The sequence below is a fragment of the Actinoplanes sp. NPDC048796 genome (assembly GCF_040650035.1).
Lineage (GTDB): Bacteria > Actinomycetota > Actinomycetes > Mycobacteriales > Micromonosporaceae > Actinoplanes.
The window spans coordinates 157,111-175,429 of the sequence record NZ_JBEZGO010000008.1; the positions used below are offsets into that span (position 1 = coordinate 157,111).

The 18,319-nt window shown below is 71.1% G+C and carries 15 protein-coding genes; 10 read left to right on the top strand and 5 right to left on the bottom strand.

Going from position 1 to position 18,319, the window contains the following annotated elements; genetic code table 11:
* Positions 1–12: 12 nt before the first annotated feature.
* Positions 13–570, top strand: coding sequence for a TetR/AcrR family transcriptional regulator (locus tag AB0C26_RS30005; RefSeq protein WP_360254300.1), 558 nt, complete (start codon positions 13–15; stop codon positions 568–570).
* Here the strand turns inward: AB0C26_RS30005 and AB0C26_RS30010 are convergent.
* A complete protein-coding gene (locus AB0C26_RS30010) occupies positions 560–1,456 on the bottom strand; it encodes an AraC family transcriptional regulator (RefSeq protein ID WP_360254302.1) in 897 nt (298 codons plus the stop codon). The two genes, AB0C26_RS30005 and AB0C26_RS30010, sit on opposite strands and share 11 nt — an antisense overlap.
* 182 nt (positions 1,457–1,638) lie before the next feature.
* Here AB0C26_RS30010 and AB0C26_RS30015 point away from each other — a divergent pair, with 182 nt between their 5' ends.
* The 6 genes from AB0C26_RS30015 to AB0C26_RS30040 all read left to right on the top strand — a co-directional run bounded on the left by AB0C26_RS30015 (position 1,639) and on the right by AB0C26_RS30040 (position 8,649).
* Positions 1,639–4,422 carry a family 78 glycoside hydrolase catalytic domain gene (locus tag AB0C26_RS30015; protein WP_360254304.1) on the top strand — a complete coding sequence of 928 codons (2,784 nt, stop codon included), beginning with the start codon at positions 1,639–1,641 and terminating at the stop codon, positions 4,420–4,422.
* A gap of 9 nt (positions 4,423–4,431) precedes the next feature.
* Positions 4,432–5,745 carry an extracellular solute-binding protein gene (locus AB0C26_RS30020; RefSeq protein WP_360254306.1) on the top strand — a complete coding sequence of 438 codons (1,314 nt, stop codon included), beginning with the start codon at positions 4,432–4,434 and terminating at the stop codon, positions 5,743–5,745.
* Between the two features lie 6 nt (positions 5,746–5,751).
* Entirely contained in the window at positions 5,752–6,678 is a 927-nt protein-coding gene (locus tag AB0C26_RS30025) for a sugar ABC transporter permease (RefSeq protein WP_360254308.1), read from the top strand.
* Entirely contained in the window at positions 6,675–7,517 is an 843-nt protein-coding gene (locus AB0C26_RS30030; RefSeq protein WP_360254310.1) for a carbohydrate ABC transporter permease, read from the top strand. Before AB0C26_RS30025 ends, AB0C26_RS30030 begins: the two co-directional genes overlap by 4 nt.
* 49 nt (positions 7,518–7,566) lie before the next feature.
* Complete coding sequence (locus AB0C26_RS30035) at positions 7,567–8,004, top strand: HNH endonuclease (protein WP_360254312.1); 438 nt, start codon at positions 7,567–7,569, stop codon at positions 8,002–8,004.
* 273 nt (positions 8,005–8,277) lie between these two features.
* The gene (locus AB0C26_RS30040) at positions 8,278–8,649 is read left to right on the top strand and encodes a hypothetical protein (RefSeq protein ID WP_360254314.1); all 372 of its coding nucleotides are present in this window, start codon (positions 8,278–8,280) and stop codon (positions 8,647–8,649) included.
* Positions 8,650–8,700: 51 nt separating this feature from the next.
* On the opposite strand, the gene AB0C26_RS30045 is transcribed toward AB0C26_RS30040, so the two are convergent.
* On the bottom strand, positions 8,701–9,003 hold the full coding sequence (locus AB0C26_RS30045) for a DUF1905 domain-containing protein (RefSeq protein ID WP_360254316.1): 303 nt from the start codon (positions 9,001–9,003) through the stop codon (positions 8,701–8,703).
* Between the two features lie 32 nt (positions 9,004–9,035).
* The gene (locus AB0C26_RS30050; RefSeq protein ID WP_360254318.1) at positions 9,036–9,380 is read right to left on the bottom strand and encodes a MerR family transcriptional regulator; all 345 of its coding nucleotides are present in this window, start codon (positions 9,378–9,380) and stop codon (positions 9,036–9,038) included.
* Between the two features lie 52 nt (positions 9,381–9,432).
* Here AB0C26_RS30050 and AB0C26_RS30055 point away from each other — a divergent pair, with 52 nt between their 5' ends.
* Genes AB0C26_RS30055 through AB0C26_RS30065 form a run of 3 tightly spaced genes read left to right on the top strand, consistent with a single transcriptional unit; the run spans position 9,433 to position 16,641 of the window.
* A complete protein-coding gene (locus AB0C26_RS30055; RefSeq protein ID WP_360254320.1) occupies positions 9,433–10,476 on the top strand; it encodes a 12-oxophytodienoate reductase in 1,044 nt (347 codons plus the stop codon).
* Positions 10,477–10,533: 57 nt separating this feature from the next.
* Positions 10,534–15,210 (top strand): DUF4011 domain-containing protein, encoded by a 4,677-nt coding sequence (locus AB0C26_RS30060; RefSeq protein WP_360254322.1) that lies wholly within the window; start codon positions 10,534–10,536, stop codon positions 15,208–15,210.
* A 48-nt stretch (positions 15,211–15,258) separates the two neighbouring features.
* Complete coding sequence (locus AB0C26_RS30065) at positions 15,259–16,641, top strand: WD40 repeat domain-containing protein (RefSeq protein WP_360254324.1); 1,383 nt, start codon at positions 15,259–15,261, stop codon at positions 16,639–16,641.
* Positions 16,642–16,863: 222 nt separating this feature from the next.
* Here the strand turns inward: AB0C26_RS30065 and AB0C26_RS30070 are convergent, their stop codons facing one another.
* Both AB0C26_RS30070 and AB0C26_RS30075 read right to left on the bottom strand, forming a co-directional pair.
* Positions 16,864–17,517, bottom strand: a complete 654-nt coding sequence (locus tag AB0C26_RS30070; protein WP_360254326.1) for a TetR/AcrR family transcriptional regulator C-terminal domain-containing protein — start codon at positions 17,515–17,517, stop codon at positions 16,864–16,866.
* A 28-nt stretch (positions 17,518–17,545) separates the two neighbouring features.
* Positions 17,546–18,319, bottom strand: coding sequence for an ABC transporter ATP-binding protein (locus AB0C26_RS30075; RefSeq protein WP_360254328.1), 774 nt, complete (start codon positions 18,317–18,319; stop codon positions 17,546–17,548).

Below are 18,319 nucleotides of genomic sequence, written 5' to 3' on the forward strand. Positions count from 1 at the left end.
AGCATCGCTGGCATGCCGAAGAAGGTCGACCACGCCGAGCGCCGCCGGCTCATCGCCGACGCCCTGATGCGGGTGGCGGCGGAGCAGGGGCTCGAGGCGGTCAGCCTGCGGCATGTGGCGGCCGCGGCCGACGTGAGCGCGGGCATGGTGCAGCACTACTTCCGCACCAAGGACGAGATGATGACCTTCGCGCTGTCGGTGGTGCAGGAGCGCAGCCGGGACCGGGCGGAAAAGGCGGTCGCCCGGCTCGGCGAGGACCCGCCGCCGCGCGAGCTGCTGCGCGCGCTGGTGACCGCGCTGCTGCCGCTCGACGAGCCGAGCCGGGAGAACGGGCGGGTGGCGCTGGCCTTCCTGGCCTACACGGCCGTCCACCCGCAACCGGCCCTGCGGGCCGAGACCGAGCAGATGGTCGGTTTCATCGCGAGCCTTCTCGGCGGGCGGGCCGATGACGCGGCCGGGCTGCTGGCGCTGATGGAGGGCCTAGGCCTGTACGTTCTCGGCGGCCAGTACACCCCCGAGCAGGCGCTGGCCGCCCTGGACTCCCAGTTGGAAAGGCTTTTCAGCGCTTGACGGTACGGGTGAAGCGCGACCGGTACGTGGACGCGCTCAGCCCGTAGTGCGACTTGAAGCGGCGCGCGAAGTAGTTCTGGTCGGGCCACCCCACCGACTCGCCGATCTTGTTGATGGGCTGGTCGGTGTGCAGCAGGCGGGCCGCGGCCAGTTCGACACGATGACGTGACAGGTACGCCATCGGCGGCAGGCCGGTCGCCGACTTGAACAGCCGGACCAGGTAGCCGGGTGCGAGGTGCAGCTCGGCCGCCAGCTCGGTCAGCGTCCACTGGTACTCGGGGCGGGCCTCCATCATCCGCATGGCGTCGAGGACCGCCGGGTGGATGCCGGCCGCGTCGCCGGCCAGGTCGTCCGACTCGGCCACCACGCGGGCCAGCGTGCTGAGGAAGAGCACCAGCCGGCCGACCATGTCGCCCCGGTAGCGGGCCGGCGGCTGGGAGCGCAGTTTCTGCAGGCCGTCGAGGTGTTCGAGGGATCCGGCGAGCTGGTCCGGCTCGAGGTGGGCGTAGAGGATGCCGCGGCGCTGACCCGAGTACGGGCCGGTCCACAGCAGATGGCCGAGTTGCGGGTCCTGCCGGGTCCAGGCCAGCTCGCGCCGCATCAGCTCGGTCGAGAAGCAGCAGTTGTACAGGTCGAGGCCCACGCACTGCTCGTAGCCGTGCCACACGCCCGGCCGCAGCAGCACCACGTCGCCCACGCTCAGCTCGTGCCGCCCGGCCAGGCTGTGGTGGGTGCCCTGCCCGCCGGTCATCACCGCGATCTCGACGAAGCTGTGCGTGTGCACCGGATGGGCGTCCTCGTGCAGGTAGTGCCCGGCCCACACGGCCGATCCCTCGATGAAGTGCAGCAGCGTGCCGGTGGTCTCGACGGGGGGCTCGTCGGTCATGCCTCACCGTAGGCCCCAGGTGAATTTCGTGCTACCTCCGGTTCATCTCGGGCTATGCCGTGGCCTGCGCCACAACGCACGATCGGTGCCAAGCGAAACGGTTTCGCCATCAGCCCGAAACATCGATCACCGGATCGTCCCGGCCGCCTTTGAATCGTTTCACGCACTAGTTCTGGAGAGAAATGCCGGACATCGCCGCACCCACCGACCTCCGCTTCGATCATCATCTGAGTCCCGTGACCGGCATCGGCTCGGCCACCCCGCGCCTCTCCTGGCAGGTTCCGGCCGCCCCCGACGGCTACGCGCAGACCCGCTACGAGATCGAGATCGAGCGCGACGGCTCGGCCGAGACCTTCGCGGTCGTCTCCGGCGACCAGATCCTGGTGCCCTGGCCGGGTGCGCCCCTCGCGGCTCGCGACCGGGCGAAGGTACGGGTCCGCGCCGGCGACGACGCTTCGTGGAGCGAGTGGAGTGCGCCGAGCACGGTCGAGGCCGGGCTCCTGAGCCCGGGCGACTGGACCGCCCGGTTCGTCAGCCCGCGCGAGATCGGCGCCTGGGGCGCGCCGGCTCCGCTGCTGACCGGCGTCGTCGACATCCCGGACGGCGTGGTCCGGGCCCGCCTCTACGTCACCGCGCACGGCCTCTACATCGCGAACCTCAACGGCCACCGGGTCGGCGACGAGCAGCTGGCGCCGGGCTGGACCGCCTATCAACACCGCCTGCGCTACCAGACCCACGACGTCACCGACCTGATCACGACCGGGACCAACCGCCTCGAGGTGCTCCTGGGCAACGGATGGTTCCGCGGCCGCCTCGGATTCCAGGGCAAACACGGTGTGTACGGGGACCGGCTCGCGCTGCTGGCGCAACTGGAGGTCGTCACCACCGACGGCGCGGTGCACGTGCTCGCCACCGACGGCTCCTGGACCGCCCGGGAAAGCTCGGTGACCGCCGACGACCTGTACGACGGCCAGAGCGTCGACCTGCGCCGGCCGCCCGGCCCCGAGACCCCGGTCGACGTGGTCGAGGCCGACCTCTCCCTGCTGGTCGCGCCGGACGGCCCGCCCGTGCGGATCACCCAGGTCGTCCCGGCCGTCGCCGTCAGCACGTCGCCCGCCGGCCGGACCCTGGTCGACTTCGGGCAGAACCTGGTCGGCTGGGTCCGGCTCAAGGTGCGCGGCGGGGCCGGCGGGGAGGTCGTCGTCCGGCACGCCGAGGTGCTCCAGGACGGTGAGCTCGGGGTGCGCCCGCTGCGCACGGCCCGCGCCACCGACTCGTACATCTGGGAAGGCTCTGAAGAAGTCGTCCTGGAACCGAATCTGACCTTCCACGGGTTCCGCTACGCCGAGGTGACCGGCGTCGACGGGCTGCGCGCGGAGGACGTCGAAGCCGTGGTGGTCGGCTCCGACCTGCGGCGCACGGGCTGGTTCTCGTCGTCGCACGAACTGCTCGACCGCTTCCACGAGAACGTGGTCTGGGGCATGCGCGGCAACTTCGTCGACGTGCCGACCGACTGCCCGCAGCGCGACGAGCGGCTGGGCTGGACCGGCGACATCCAGGTGTTCTCGCCGACCGCGACGTTCCTGTTCGACACCGCCGGCTTCCTCGGCAGCTGGCTGGCCGACCTCGCGGCCGAGCAGCAGAAGGACGGCTCGGTCCCGCACGTGGTGCCCGACGTGATCCGCCAGCCCGGACCGGCCGCGGCGGCCTGGGGCGACGCCGCGACAGTCGTGCCGTGGGTGCTCTACCAGCGCACCGGCGACGTGGGCCTGCTCGAGCGGCAGCTGCCGAGCATGCGGGCCTGGGTCGACCGGATCTCCGGTCTCGCCGGGGCCGACCTGCTGTGGAGCGGCGGCTTCCAGTTCGGCGACTGGCTCGACCCGGCCGCGCCGCCGGCCGACCCGTTCCGGGCCAAGGCCGACCCCGACGTGGTGGCCACGGCCCACCTGGCCTACTCGGCCTCGCTGGTGGCCAAGGCGGCGCTCGCGATCGGCGACGGCGAGGTGGCCCGGGAGTACGGCGAACTCGCGGAGCGGGTGCGGGAAGCGTTCGCCCGGGAGTACGTGACAGCGGGCGGCCGGGTACTCAGCGACGCGCCGACCGTGTACGCGCTGGCCCTGCAGTGGGCGCTGCTGCCCACCCCGGAGCAGCGCGAACACGCGGCCGAGCGGCTGGCCGATCTCGTCCGTACGGCCGGATTCCGGATCAGCACCGGTTTCGTCGGCACGCCGTTGATGACCGACGCGCTGGCCGACGCGGGCGAGGCGGATCTCGCCTACCGCCTGCTCCTGCAGACCGGATGCCCGTCCTGGCTCTACCCGGTGACCATGGGCGCGACCACGGTGTGGGAGCGCTGGGACAGCATGCTCCCGGACGGCTCGATCAACCCGGGCGAGATGACCTCGTTCAACCACTACGCGCTCGGTGCGGTCGCCGACTGGCTGCACCGCCGGGTGGCCGGCCTCGCCCCGGCGCAGCCCGGCTACCGCCGCGTCGAGGTGCGCCCGCTGCTGAGCCGGCACCTCACGCGTGCTTCGGCCAAGCATCTGACGCCGTACGGGGAAGCCTCGGTCTCCTGGGAGCGCGCCGACGGATCGGTCCGCCTCGACGTCGTGATCCCGGTCGGCGCCCGGGCCGTCGTGACCGTTCCCGGTGCGGGCCACTCGATCGAAGTGGGGCACGGGAAGCACTCGTGGACGGCTGACGACCCGTACACGCAAGAAGCAAGCGCAAGCACCGCCGACCTGACACTCCGGCAGCTGATGGACCACGAACCCAGCTGGGACAAGGCTTTGGCCGCCGCGCGCGAAGCGGGCGTGGCCGACGACGAGGCCGTCCTGGCCGACCGGCTGGCGCCGTTCCTCGACGCCCCCGCGAGCGAGTTCGTCGACGCCGCCACCGCACACGGCTTCATCCCCGGCGGGAACGAGCTCGCCGCCCGCCTGCACACCCTCCTCTCCCTTTAAGGAGCATCGATGAAACGCAGCAGAATAGCGCTGTCAGTTCTCGCGTCGGCGACATTGGCGCTCGGCGCCTGCAGCGCCGGCAGCCTCGGCAGCAGTGACGACGAGGGCGGCGGCGGCAAGGTCACCCTGTCGTTCCTGACCGACAACCAGCCGGAGACGGTCAAGATCGCGGAGGGGCTGGCCAAGGACTTCACCGCCAAGAACCCCGACATCACGGTCAAGGTGGAGACCCGCCCGCAGGGCACCGAGGGCGACAACATCGTCAAGACCCGGCTCTCCACCGGCGACATGACCGACGTCTTCCAGTACAACTCGGGCTCGCTGTTCCAGGCGCTCGCGCCGTCGAAGAACCTGACCGCTGTCGACGGCTTCACCGACCGCCTCGACGAGAACTTCGCCAAGACGGTGACCTTCGAGGACAAGGTGTACGGCGCCCCGTTCGGTAACTTCATGGCGGGCGCGATCCTCTACAACAAGGACGTCTACGCGAAGCTCGGCCTCCAGGTCCCCAAGACCTGGGACGAGTTCATGGCCAACAACGCCAAGATCAAGGCCTCCGGCGTCGACCCGGTCATCCAGACGTACGGCGAGACCTGGACCTCCCAGCTGTTCATCCTGGGCGACTACCACAACGTCGAGGCGGCCGAGCCCGGCTGGGCCGACAAATACACCAAGAACCAGGCCAAGTACGCGACGTCGCCGCCCGCCCGGGCCGGCTTCGAGCACCTGCAGCAGGTCCACGACGCCGGCTACATCAACAAGGACTTCGCCTCGGCCAAACTGACCGACGGCCTGACCAAACTGGCCAAGGGACAGGGTGCCCAGTACCCGATCCTGTCGGCCATGCTCAGCCAGCTCATCGCCGACAACCCGGGCACCGAGAACAAGATCGGCCTGTTCGCGATCCCCGGAAGTGACACGGCCAAGAACGGCCTGACCGTGTGGAGCCCGTCCGCCGTCTACCTCCCGTCGAGCACCACCGGGGACAAGGCCGAGGCGGCCAAGAAGTTCCTCGACTTCGTCGCCGGCCCCGACGGCTGCGCCTCGCAGGCGGCGGCGTCCCAGCCGACCGGGCCGTTCGCGGTCAAGGGCTGCAAGGTCCCGGACACCGTGCCGCAGGCGGTCAAGGACATGCAGGCGTACATCGACCAGCCGGGCGCGTCCAGCCTGGCCCTGGAATTCCTCTCCCCGGTCAAGGGCCCGGCCCTCGAGCAGATCTGCGTCGAGGTCGGCTCCGGCATCCGCAAGGCCGACGCCGGCGCCAAGCTCTACGACGAGGACGTCAAGAAGCAGGCGCAACAGCTCGGTCTGTCGGGCTGGTAGGTCACCTTGACTGCCATCGTCGAGAAGTCGTCCGCCCGGTCGCGCTCGCGCGCGGCCGGGCCGGCCGGCGGCAAGCGGGCCAAGAGCCCGTACCCGAACTGGTTCTATCTGCCGGCGGCGCTCGTCTACGCCGTGCTGTTCATCGTGCCGACCGTGACGTCGTTCTACTTCAGCATGACCCGCTGGACGCTGTTCGACTCGAAGTTCATCGGCTTCGACAACTACGTGACGTTCTTCAAGGAGCCGGCGCTGGTCTCCGGCCTCACTCACACGATCGTCTACGCGGTCGTGACGTCCGGCCTGAAGGTCGTGCTCGGCCTGGGGCTGGCGGTCCTGCTGACCTCGCAGATCATCGGGCGCGGCTACCTGCGCTCGGTGGTGTTCTTCCCGGTGCTGGTCAGCACGATCGGGGTCGGCCTGACCTTCACGATCCTGATGGACCCGGAGCAGGGCCTGATCAACCAGTCGCTGGCGGTGATCGGCATCGACGGCCCGGGCTGGCTGACCGACCCGTCGTACGCGCTGCTGTCGGTGGCCCTGGTCGACGTCTGGAAGGGTGTGGGGCTGGCGACGCTGATCTACATCGCCGGCATCGTGTCGATCCCGCAGGAGTACTTCGAGGCGGCCCGCGTCGACGGCGCCTCGGCCTGGCAGAACTTCCGCCGGATCGTGCTGCCGCTGGCCCGGCCGGCCACGTTCACGGTGATCCTGCTGTCGCTGATCGGCGGCCTGAGGTCGTTCGACCTGATCTGGGCGATGACCCGCGGCGGCCCCGGCTTCACCTCGGACGTGATCGCGTCGGTGATCTACAAGCAGTACCAGGCCGGGTTCTACGGGCTCTCGACCGCGGGCAACGTGGTGCTGTTCCTGCTGGTCACGGCGATCGTGTTTCCGCTGTCGCGCTACCTCAACAAGAAAGAGGTGGACTTGTGACCGTTGTTGCCTCTTCTCGTCGCCCGCGCGTTCTTCTCAGCCTCGTCGCGATCCTGCTCTCCGTCGTGGTGTTCCTGGTGCCGTTCGCGTTCATCCTGCTGACCGCGGTGAAGTCACGGCAGGAGGCGTCGCAGTTGGACTTCTCGTGGCCCACACAGTTCCAGTTCGTGCAGAACTTCGCCGACGTCGTGCAGGCCCGCGACTACATGCTGATCATCGCCTTCATCAACAGCACGATCCTGACCGTGGCGAGCGTGTCGATCCTGGTGGTGCTGGCGGCGATGGTGGCCTTCGTGTTGCAGCGCCGCCGGACCCGCTGGAGCGGCCTGATCAACTTCCTGGTCCTGTCCGGGCTGATCATTCCGCCGGCCGTGGTGCCGACGATCTGGGTGCTGCAGAAACTGGGCCTGTTCCGGACGATGCCCGGGCTGATCCTGATCGAGGTGGCGTTCGGCCTGTCCTTCTGCATCCTGCTGTTCCGGGCGTTCATCTCGACGATTCCGCGGGAGCTGGACGAGGCGGCCGTCATCGACGGGGCCGGTCCGCTGAGGTTGTTCTTCCGGGTGATTCTGCCGCTGTTGCGCTCGGTCATCATCACGGTGGTGGTCGTGCAATCGGTGACCATCTTCAACGACTTCACGAATCCGCTGTACTTCCTCCCGGGCGATCAGAACGCGACAGTGCAGTTGACTTTGTACAACTTCTCGTCGGCGTACTCAACGCAATACAACCTTCTGTTCATGGACATCCTGCTGATCACGATCCCGCCGTTGCTGATGTTCCTGTTCTTCAACAAGCGCATCGTGGCCGGCATGACCGCGGGCGCGGTCAAGGGGTGAGGCGATTATTCGATTGATCAACGCGCGCTGATCTCCTTAGTTTGTGAACGTGAGCGACGTACTTGTCATAAATGCGGATCTGGGCCCGCTGCACCGGGTCAGCCTGCGGCACGCCGTCCGCATGCTGGTGCGGCGGGTGGCCGAGGTTCACGAGTCCCAGCCGGACGCGGTGATCGGCGTCTGGCCCGTGCCGAAGGTGGTGCGCCTCGTCTCGTACGTGGTGACCCGCTGGCGCCACAGCCGCGGCCCGTCGTGGTCCCGCGCCGGGGTGCTGACCCGCGACGGCCGGCGCTGCGCCTACTGCGGCCGGGCGGCGTCGACCATCGACCACGTCCTGCCCCGCTCGCGCGGCGGCCTGAACACCTGGACCAACACGGTGGCCGCGTGCGGCGGCTGCAACCAGCGCAAGGGCGACCGCACCCCGGCCGAGGCGCGCATGCCCCTGCGGGCGACGCCCACGGCCCCGGCCTGGACGACCTTCGTCTGATGGTGCTCCCGCGCTCGGACCCGGCGGCTCAGGGAATGTCGTCCCGTTCGATCGGCGCGCGGCTACGGCTACCAGTTCTGGGTGGCGGAGAACGGCTTCTACGCGGACGGCGCCTTCGGCCAGCAGGCCGTGCACCTGCGGAACCCCCTGATGGCCCGGCCCGGCCCGGCGTGGCGTAGGCGCCGATCTCAGGAAACCGCCAGCCAGGTCACAGTTGGTACTCGACCGGACCACGTACCGTTGATGGTCACCCAGGCAGGGAGGCTGGCACCAATGAGCGGTGGATTCAAGAGGTTCGTGCTCTCGATGGTCGCGTCGAAACTCCAGAAGCGCAGCCACGGAGGCGGCCACAACGCGGTTGTCGACGGCATGCTGCGCGAGGTGAACCACCGAATCGCCCGCAGCCAGGGCCACCATGGCCACCCCGGCGCGTACGGGCAGCACCCCGGCGCCTACGGCCACCCGGGCGCTTACGGCCACCCCGGCGCGTACGGGCATCCGGGCGCCTACGGCCACCCGGGCGCCTACCCCGGCGGCTACGGCCACCACGGTCACTACCGTCAGGCCCCCGGCTACCACGGCCACTACCGTCATCACGGCCATTACCGGCACCACGGCCACTACCGCCGTCGCCGCTGGTTCTGAGCCGCTTCACCCGTCCCGGCGCGCCCGCGTGGTACGCCGGGACCGGCCGTCTCAGACGTCGAGCAGTTTGACGGTGACCGCGGCCGTGTCGCCGGGTTCCAGGCGCTGGGCCTCGCGGATGGCGCGCTTGATCGGCAGAACGAATGCTCCCTTCTGGCTCCCCGGGAAGATCGAGGTCTGCCACGTGCTGCTGCCCACCGAGGCGCGCACGCGCAGCGACCCGAACCCCCGCCGTATGCCCTCGGTCAGATGACGGATGTCCTCGGACTCCTCCGCCGGCAGCGTCACAAAGGTCCAGCTCTCACCCTTACGCGCGTCCCAGATCCACAGTTCGCTTTCGAAGTCGACCTCCACGCCCCGAAGCATGGCACGGGGGTACGACAACTTCACTCGACGCGGTACTGCTTCACCAGCCCGGCCAGGACGGTGCGGGTCCGGTGCAGGTCCTCGATCTGCGACTCGACCCGTTGGAGCTCGGAGGTGAGGCGGGCGGCCAGCCACGGCGTACGGATGGCCTCGTTGTTGATGCAGGGCAGGACGTCCTGGATCGTGGCGCTGTTCAGGCCGGCCGAGAGCAGCGACTGGATCAGGCGCACCCGCTCGACGGCCGCCTCCGCGTAGTGCCGCTGTCCGCCCGAACTCCGCGAACTCGTCAGCAGGCCCTGATCTTCGTAGTACCGCAGGGAACGAGGGCTGGCGCCGGTCGCGGCGGAGAGGTCGCCGATACGCATCACAGAAACTCCTCTTGACCCTTACACGGATGTCAAGTTTTACCGTGACTCCATGATGACCACAAGCGCCCTGAGTGAGCCGGTCACGCTGGCCGGAATGTCGTTGAGCAGTCAGTTCGTGATGGCGCCGATGACGCGCTCGCAGTCGCCGGGAGGTACGCCCACCTCGCGCACGGCCGGCTACTACCGCCGGCGCGCCGAGAACGGCGTCGGGCTGATCATCACCGAGGGCGTGCTGATCGACCACCCGTCGGCCGGTCATGAGACGGACGTCCCCCGGATGCGCGAGGCGGGCTGGCGCCTGGTCACCGACGAGGTGCACGCCGCCGGCGGCCGGATCGCCGCCCAGCTCTGGCATCTCGGCAGCCAGCGGGAGCCCGTCGACGGGGTGCAGGCCTGGACTTCCTCGGCCGTGCCCGAGGCCGGTCGCCCGGACACCCATGCCATGGCGGGCCGAGATTTCCCGGTGCTGCTCGACGCGTACGCCCGGGCGGCCCGGGCCGCGGTGCGAGCCGGTTTCGACGCGGTCGAGATCCACGCCGCGCACGGCTACCTGCTCGACGAGTTCCTGTGGCCCCGCACCAACCGCCGGTCCGACCGCTTCGGCGCCGACCGGGCCGCCTTCCCGGCCGAGGTGATCCGCGCCGTCCGCCGCGAGATCCCGGCGTCGATGCCGCTGATCGTCCGGTTCTCCCAGTTCAAGGAGCGCGACTACGCGGCGCGGATCGCCGACACCCCGGACGAGCTCGGAACGATCCTCGGCTCGTTCGCGGCCGCGGGTGCCGACGTGCTGCACGCCTCGCAGCGGCGCTTCTGGGAGCCCGCCTTCGACGGCAGCCCGCTCAACCTGGCCGGCTGGGCCAAGCGGCTCACCGGCCTGCCGTCGATCACCGTCGGCTCGGTCGGCCTGACCCGGGACTTCATCGGCTCGTCGCGGATGACCGAACTGCTCGACCGCCGCCGTCAAGGTGAGTACGACCTGATCGCCCTCGGCCGGGTGCTGCTGGGTAACCCGGCGTGGGTCCGCCTGGCCGGCGAGGGCCGTCTCGACGAGATCAACGACTACCGCAAGGCGGACGAGGACCACTATTGGTGAAGAGCTGGATTGGTGATTCTCCAGCGAACGTGAGCGCCAGTTGATGAAATGTGTTGCATGTCCGAGTTGTCTGCGGAGCGTGCGGCCCTGAGTGCCTGGCGTGACGGTCTGGTCAATCTTGACGCCGGTAACCGGCTGCTGAATTTCAAGCGGTCGGAGACCGGCACCATCGACGTCCAAGGCCCACCGGCCGACGACATCGTCCGCGCGATCCGCGACGGCCGTGACTACGGCTTCCTCGCCTTCGGCGCCAAGCCTCAGGCCGGTGGCCTGTTCAAGACGGAGCTCACCGCCTCGGCGCTCGGCGGCCACCTGCGCCGCCTGCTGCGCAAGTCGCGTCAGGACTTCCTCGACCGCGGCGTGCCGGTGCTGCATCTCGCCGCCGGCATGCTGCGCTGGCGCGACGAGGAGGACGTCGCCTTCACCAGCCCGATCCTCCTGCTCCCGGTCGAGCTGACCGCGCTCGGGCCGGGCGATGTGCCCAAGCTGCGGTCCACCGGCGACGACCCCGTGGTCAACCCCGCGCTTGCCGTACGCCTGCGCCGGCTCGGCGTCGACCTGCCCGCCACCGGAAGCCTGGCCGAACTGAACGTGCCCGACTACCTCGCCCAGGTGCGGCAGGCCATCGGCACCCGCGACTGGCACGCCGACGAGACGGTCCTGCTCTCCACGTTCTCCTTCCACAAGGAGGCGATGTACCGCGACCTGCTCGACAACGAGGAGCGCATCGCCGCCCACCCGCTGATCCGCGCGCTGGCCGGCGGCGAACCGGGTGCCGGATTCGACCCGATCCCGATCGCCGACATCGACCGGCTGGCCCCGCCCGAGGACATGCCGCTCGTGCTCGACGCGGACGCCTCGCAGCGGGCTTGCGTGGCCGCCGCGGTCGAGGGCCACAGCTTCGTGCTCGACGGCCCGCCCGGCACCGGAAAGTCGCAGACGATCGCCAACATGATCGGCTGCCTGCTGCACGCCGGCAAGCGTGTCCTTTTCGTCTCGGAGAAGGCGGCCGCGCTCGAGGTCGTGCACAACCGGCTCGCGGGCGCGGGCCTGGACGGGTACCTGCTCGAACTGCACAGCCACAAGGCGACGCGGAAGGAGGTGGCCCGCGAGCTCGCCGCGGCGCTCGACGACCAACCGGTACCGGACGCCGGCCGCCCGGTAGACCGCGAGCAGCTCCGCGAGCGGCGCGAACGCCTCAGCGACTACGCCGTCGCGATGAACGAGGTGCGCCAGCCGCTCGGACGCAGCCTTTACGACGTGCTGGGCGTGCTGGGCCCGGCCGAGGTCCCGCTGCCCGACGTCTCGGTCAACTCGCTGACGCCCGAGTCGCTGGAACGCCTGGGCGAGGCCGCCGACGAGCTCGCCCGCTGCTGGCGGCCCATCGCCGGGGACTTCCTCTGGCGTGACGTGATCGAGCGGGAACCGCTCGACGACCGCCTCCGCCGTGCCCGGGCCGCGCTGCGCTCGCTGGCCGAGGTCGCCGGCCGCAACCAGGCCGCGGCCGAGGCGTTCGGCGTCACCCGGCCCTCCCAGGCCGGCAAGCTCGCCGCCCTGGTCACGCACGCCGCGCGGCGCCCGGACGGCGTGCCCGGCGAATGGCTCACCGCGACGAGCCTGGAGCCCGTCGGCCGCTCGGCCGAGCGCCGCAGCCGCGACCTCACCGCGGTCCGGCAGGCACGGGCAGCGGTCCGCTCCGCCGCCGGCGTCGAATGGCACGAGCTGCCCGACGTCGCCCCACCGGCTCTGGAACCGCGCACGCTCACCGCGGACGCCGCCGAGGAGGCCGCCCACCGGCACGCCGAGGACGCCGACGTGCTCGACGAGGCGCTGCACGACCTGGGCCCGATCGCTTCGCGGCTCGGCCTGCCGCCCGTCGTCACCTTCGCCGACCTGTCCCGGCTGGCCGCGATCGCCGACCTGGCGTCGCGGCCGAACCGCCCCGAGCCGTTCTGGTTCGGCGCCGGGGTGCTCGCCACCGTGTCGGCCGCGGCCACCGCACTGCGCCGCTCGGCCGAGGCGGTGGCCGCGGCCGAGGCGCAGGCCCGCCGCTACTTCCACGAGTCGATCGTCGAGCAGCCGGTGGAGCAGCTCGCCGACCGGCTCACCAACGTGCACCGCGGCCTGCGGAAACTGTTCCGGGCGTACCGCCGGGACTGGGAAGCGGTGGCCGCCTTCGCCCAGCCGGCGATGGCTCCGGCCGAGGCGGTCGCGCATCTGGGCACAGCGGTGGCCTGGAAGGTGGCACTGCGCGAGCAGGCCGCGGCCGAGCGGCAGTACGCGCCCCTGCTGGGCCGTTACTGGCGGCGCCAGGCCACGGACTTCAACGCCATCCACGAGGCGGTGCAGGTGGCTGGTGAGGTGCTGCGGCTCTCGCCGCCCGAGGCCGTGCAGCAGGTCGCCGAACAGGTGGGCAAGCCGCTGCCGGGGCTCGCGCGGATCGCCGCTCAGGCGCGCCGGGTCCGCGAGCCGGAAGCCGAGACGATCCGCGAGGAGATCGCGGGGCTGCGGGCCCGGGTGGAGCCGCTGAAGGCCGCGGCGACGGTGCTGCGCGCCTACAGTCGAGCCTGCGAGCGGGACGTCGACCTGGCCGAGGCGCTGCGCCTGGCCCGGCTGCGCAAGGCCGTCGTGGAGGCGGAGCAGGAGCTCGCGTCGCGGACAGACGAGGACGGGACCCTGGCCGGCCTGGGCGAGGGCCTGGACGAGGCGATCGGCTGGGCGTCGGCCGCCCGGCGACTCGCCACGGGCACGGACCGGCCGCTGACCGACCAGCAGGCGGCGGCCCTGGACGGTTGCGTGGCGGCGGGCGCCCTCGCCGAGCGTGCCGGCGCCTGGGAGCAGGCCCGGAACGGTGTCGTCGCCGCGTTCGCGACCACCCGGCACGAGGAGATCGGTGCGGCTCTCGACGCGTACGCCAGCCGCTTCCTCGATGACCTGATCGAGGACCGCACGGGTCAGCAGGAGTGGTTCGGCCACCTCGCCGCCCGGCGGGCGCTCGCCGCGCACGGGCTGGACGCGGCCGTCGACTCTTGTGCCGAGCAGCGGGTGCCGCCCGAGCGGATTCGGGAGTTGCTCGACCGGGCGTTGCTGGCCGCCTGGGCCGACGCGGTGATCCGCTCGGACCGGCGACTGCACCCGGGTGGCTCGGCCGAGCGGGACCGGCTGGTCGAGGAGTTCCGGCGGATGGACGCGGCGCTCGCCGGCAGCGCGCCCGCGGCGATCGCGACGGTCCTCAGCGAACGCAAGGCGGCCGCGCGCAAGCCGGAGGATCTTGCCCTGCTGCGCCGGGAAGGTATGAAGGAGACCCGGCACCTGGCCGTGCGGGAGCTGATCGGGCGGGCGCGTGACACCGTGCTCGCGGTGAAGCCCTGCTTCCTCATGTCGCCGCTCGCGGTCAGTCAGTTCCTGCCGGCCGACCTCACCTTCGACGTGGTCATCTTCGACGAGGCCTCGCAGATCACGCCCGGCGACGCGGTCAACTGCGTCTACCGCGCCTCCGCCATGATCGTGGCCGGCGACGACAAGCAGCTGCCACCGACGTCTTTCTTCGCGGTGTCGTCCACCGTCGAGCCCTCGGCGGACGCCGACCCCCAGGACGAGGATGAGCCGGCGGAGGACGCGGCGACGGACGTCAACGACTTCCAGTCGGTGCTGGAGCTGGCCAAGGCGTGCGGCGCTTTCCGTACGCTGGCGCTGGCCTGGCATTACCGCAGCCGGCACGAGGCGCTGATCGCCTTCGCCAACCACGCCTTCTACCAGGCCCGGCTGATCACCTTCCCGTGCGCGAACGCGTCCGATCCGGAGTCCGGTGTGGAGCTGATCCTCGCCGGCGGCGTCTACCGCCGGGGCACGACCAGGGACAACCCGGTCGAGGCGGAGCGGGTCGCCGAGCGGATCGTGCACAGCCTCACGACGCGGCCCGACGAGTCGCTCGGCGTGGTCACGTTCTCGGTCGCGCAGGCCGAGGCGATCGAGGCGGCCCTGGGGCGAGCGGTCGCCAAGCATCCCGGCCTGGAGCGCTTTCTCGACGGCGACCGGCTCAACGGCTTGTTCGTCAAGAGCCTGGAGTCGGTGCAGGGCGACGAGCGCGATGTCATGATCTTCTCGATCGGGTACGCGCACGACGAGGACGGGAAGATCAGCACGAACTTCGGCGCCCTCAACCAGCGCAACGGCGTTCGCCGGCTGAACGTGGCGATCACCCGGGCCCGGCGGCGTGTGGAGATCGTCTCGTCGATCCGGTCGAGGGACATCCCGGCGTCGGCCAACGCGGGCGTACGGCATCTGGCCGCCTATCTGGAGTACGCGGAGCGCGGCCTGGCGCCGGCGCCGTTCCCGTCCGCGGTCGACCCGATGGCCGAGGAGATCACCGCGCTCGTGCAGTCGTGGGGCTACCGGGTGCGGACGGCGGTCGGCACCGACGGCTTCCGCGTCGAGGTGGGGGTGCGGCACCCGGCGCACGACGGCGAGGTGTACGCGCTCGGCGTCCAGTGTGACGGGCCGCGCTACGCCTCGATCGCGGCGGCGCGTGACCGCGACCGGATCAGCGCGGAGATCCTGGCCGGGCTCGGCTGGCGGTTGCACCGCATCTGGGGAACCGCGTGGCACCGTGACCGGCCGGGGGAGGAGGCGCGGCTGCGGGCCGCGATCGAGGAGGCCGTCGGCGCACTTCCGGGCGCGTCCGGCCAGTCGTACCGAAGGGTGGACCTTGTGCGGCTTCAACCCGTCTCCTGACCGATTGTCGTATTGACTCGTTGCTGGTTCGTGTCCAGCATGGTTCGGGTGACATCAGGGAGCGCCGCGGCCGGTGCCGCGCCGGTCAGCTGTGTCGCGTTCCGTGCCGACGGTCGACGGCTCGCCAGCGGCTCGCACGGTGGCGGGGTCCTCGTGCAGGACACCAGCGACCCGGCCCGACCGACCAGGCTGACCGAATTAGCCCATCGGTCGGCCGTCCTCGGGGCTGCCTTCAACCCGGCCGCCGCCGACCTGCTCGCCACCGGCTCGGCCGACGGCACCGCCGCCGTCTGGCGCGTCGTCGACGACCGGCCGCCGGCCCTCATGAAGGTCCTGAGCGGTCACCCGGCGCCCGTCACCGCCGTGCACTGGATGCCCGACGGACAGCACCTGCTCTGCCAGCTCGGCGACGGCCGGGCCGCCGTCTGGCACGCCTTCGGCGAGAAGTACCTCGGGGAGGTCGGCGACTGTCTGAGCCTGGACGTCAGCGCCGGCGGGCTGGTCGTCTCGGTCGGCGGCAGTGGCATGGTCTCGGTCCGGGACCTCGCCGGCGACCCCAATCCTCTTGCCGCTCGGCAGGCGCCCGCCGCGGAGGCCTGCGCATGGTCGCCCGACGCGGCGACGCTGGCTCTTGGCCGCCGTGACGGAGCGATCGAGCTGCGCACGCGCCAGCTCGACCCGATCCGCACGCTTCGACCGGGTGCGGCGCCGCTTCGGGCCGTCACCTGGTCGCCCGACGGCCGCTACGTCATCGCCGGCGGATACGACGGGACCGTGTTCGCCGTCGACGCCAACGACCGGCTGCTCTGGCGGCACACCGATGCGGCCATCCGGCCGCGCTCGCTCGCCATCGGCGGCCGGGCGATCGCGGTCGCGTCGTTCGGCGACCGCCCTTATCTGCTCGACGTCTTCTCGGGTGGCTACTCCCGCCAAGAGGCCGGCGAGCCGTCGTCCCCGTCGGTAGCCTTCCGCGACGGCATGATTGTGGCCGACGACCGCACGGTCACCGCCGGCCCGCTCGGCGACCGCACGGTCATCGTCGAGCACGAGCTGCCGGTCCGGGCTGTCGACGCGCTCGCCGACCGGATCGTGGTCACCGCCGCCCACCAGGCGATCCGCCTGATCCGGCTCGATCCGCGGGCCTACGAGGTCGAGCTCGGCGTCACGCTGCGCGCCCCCGAGCCGGTACGCACCGTCGCTCTGCTCGGCTCGGCCGAGGCCACCGTGGTCGTCGCCGCCTCGTACGACTTCCGGCTGTTCGCCTGGACCGTCGACTGGACCGGCCCGCCGGTCGGCCCGCGCCTGGCCGGCGAGTTCGGCAGCGGGATCGCCACGCTCCAGCGCCTCGACGACCAGCGGCTCACCGCGATCGACCACCGGGGTGAACTCGTCATCCTCGCGCTGGGCTCGGACGGGGCTCTCTCCGCTTAGGACCTCTCGGATCATGGCTGCGGCTCCTCTCGCTCGATTGCCCGAGAAGTTAGCCCTCGGCGCGATCGCCCGGTGTGCCAATCGCGCCGCCTGTGGATAACTTTTCCACTGTGGATAACTGAGGATCTTGGCTGGCGGTGGCCTAAGGTCGGGACCGCACGTGTCGGTGGGTGAGGCTTCGCAGAGCGCTCGGCCACCGGATTGACTCGACAAGAGAGAGCGTCACGAGGGCGACAGACCGTCCAGCAGCCGGCGCAGCCCCCAGCAGAACTGCTCCGTGCCCACCCACGTGGCTATGACACCCGCGACCGCGGCGGTGCGGGGATAGGCGCCGACCGGCACGGCGCTGAGAGCGGCCCGGCGCGCGTCGACGCGCTCGGCCTCCGGTGGCAGGGCGCCCGCCCCCGGCACATCGGCCACCTCGAGGGCGATCGAGCCCAGGACGAAGACCATGACGGCGTACGAGCCACGCGCGGCCGCCGCCGCGCCGAGGCCGCCCTCGGCGAGCAGGGCGAGCAGGCGTTCGCCCAGGCGCCACGGGCCGGCGCCCTCCATCGGGCCGCCGAGCAGCAGGGGGACGGCGCCGGGGTGAGCCACCAGCCGGCGCCTCAGCTCCAAAGCGAGCTGTTCCACTTCGGAGCGCCAGTCATCAGCGCCGGTGATCTTGTCGGGCAACTCCAGCATGCGTTCGATCAGGGCATGGTGCAGGGCGGCCTTGTCAGCGAAGTACGTGTAGACCGCGTTGGCGGCCACCCCGATGGCGGCCGCGGTGCCGCGGATGGTGACAGCGGCCGGGCCGCCCGCGTCGAGCAGGGCCAGGGCGGCGTCGAGTATCTCGGCCTCGGAGGGTATGTGGCGGCGTTTCCCTGGTTCCATCACGCGAGGTCAGGCGAGGCGGGCGAGGTCAGGCGCGCAGGCGGGCCGCGGCGGACACCGGGTCGAAGCCGAACGGAAGCTCAAGGCGGTGGGCGCGCAGAAGGTCCTCGTCGGCGAGCAGCTCGGGGGTGGGCGCGTCGGCGACGATGCGGCCGGCGTCGAGGATCACCGAGCGGGGGCAGAGCTGGAGGGCGTACGGGAGGTCGTGGGTGACCATCAGGACCGTGACGGGCAGCGGTTCCAGGATCTCGGCCAGTTCCCGGCGGCTGGCGGGATCGAGGTTCGAGGAGGGCTCGTCGAGGACGAGGATCTCGGGGCGCATGGCCAGCACCGTGGCCACGGCGACGCGGCGGCGCTGACCGAAGGAAAGATGGTGGGGGACCTGGTCGCGGTGCTCGGACATGCCGACGGCGGCGAGGGCCTCGTCGACACGGGCGGTGAGCTCGTCACCGCGTACTCCCAAATTCTGCGGGCCGAAGGCCACGTCCTCGGCGACCGTGGGCATGAAGAGCTGGTCGTCGGGGTCCTGGAAGACGATGCCGACGCGGCGGCGGATCTCGGCCAGGCCGGCCCGGTCGGCCGGGTCGACACGGGCGCCGGCGACCTCGATGGTGCCGGTGCCGCCGTGCAGAATGCCGTTGAGGTGCAGGACGAGGGTGGTCTTGCCGGCCCCGTTGGGGCCGAGGAGCGCGACGCGCTCACCGGCCGGGATGGTGAGGTCGACGCCGCGCAGGGCGACGTGGCCGTCCGGGTAGGCGAAGTGCACGCCGGCGACCCGCAGCGCCGTTTCTGTCTCGCTCAT

Excerpts from the sequence above, each read along its gene's own strand:
- AB0C26_RS30075 (WP_360254328.1), bottom strand. The coding sequence starts at position 18,319 with ATGAGCGAGACAGAAACGGCGCTGCGGGTCGCCGGCGTGCACTTCGCC.
- AB0C26_RS30055 (WP_360254320.1), top strand. The coding sequence starts at position 9,433 with ATGATGACCACAAGCGCCCTGAGTGAGCCGGTCACGCTGGCCGGAATG.
- AB0C26_RS30020 (WP_360254306.1), top strand. The coding sequence starts at position 4,432 with ATGAAACGCAGCAGAATAGCGCTGTCAGTTCTCGCGTCGGCGACATTG.
- AB0C26_RS30060 (WP_360254322.1), top strand. The coding sequence starts at position 10,534 with ATGTCCGAGTTGTCTGCGGAGCGTGCGGCCCTGAGTGCCTGGCGTGAC.
- AB0C26_RS30010 (WP_360254302.1), bottom strand. The coding sequence starts at position 1,456 with ATGACCGACGAGCCCCCCGTCGAGACCACCGGCACGCTGCTGCACTTC.
- AB0C26_RS30070 (WP_360254326.1), bottom strand. The coding sequence starts at position 17,517 with ATGGAACCAGGGAAACGCCGCCACATACCCTCCGAGGCCGAGATACTC.
- AB0C26_RS30050 (WP_360254318.1), bottom strand. The coding sequence starts at position 9,380 with ATGCGTATCGGCGACCTCTCCGCCGCGACCGGCGCCAGCCCTCGTTCC.
- AB0C26_RS30040 (WP_360254314.1), top strand. The coding sequence starts at position 8,278 with ATGAGCGGTGGATTCAAGAGGTTCGTGCTCTCGATGGTCGCGTCGAAA.
- AB0C26_RS30015 (WP_360254304.1), top strand. The coding sequence starts at position 1,639 with ATGCCGGACATCGCCGCACCCACCGACCTCCGCTTCGATCATCATCTG.
- AB0C26_RS30005 (WP_360254300.1), top strand. The coding sequence starts at position 13 with ATGCCGAAGAAGGTCGACCACGCCGAGCGCCGCCGGCTCATCGCCGAC.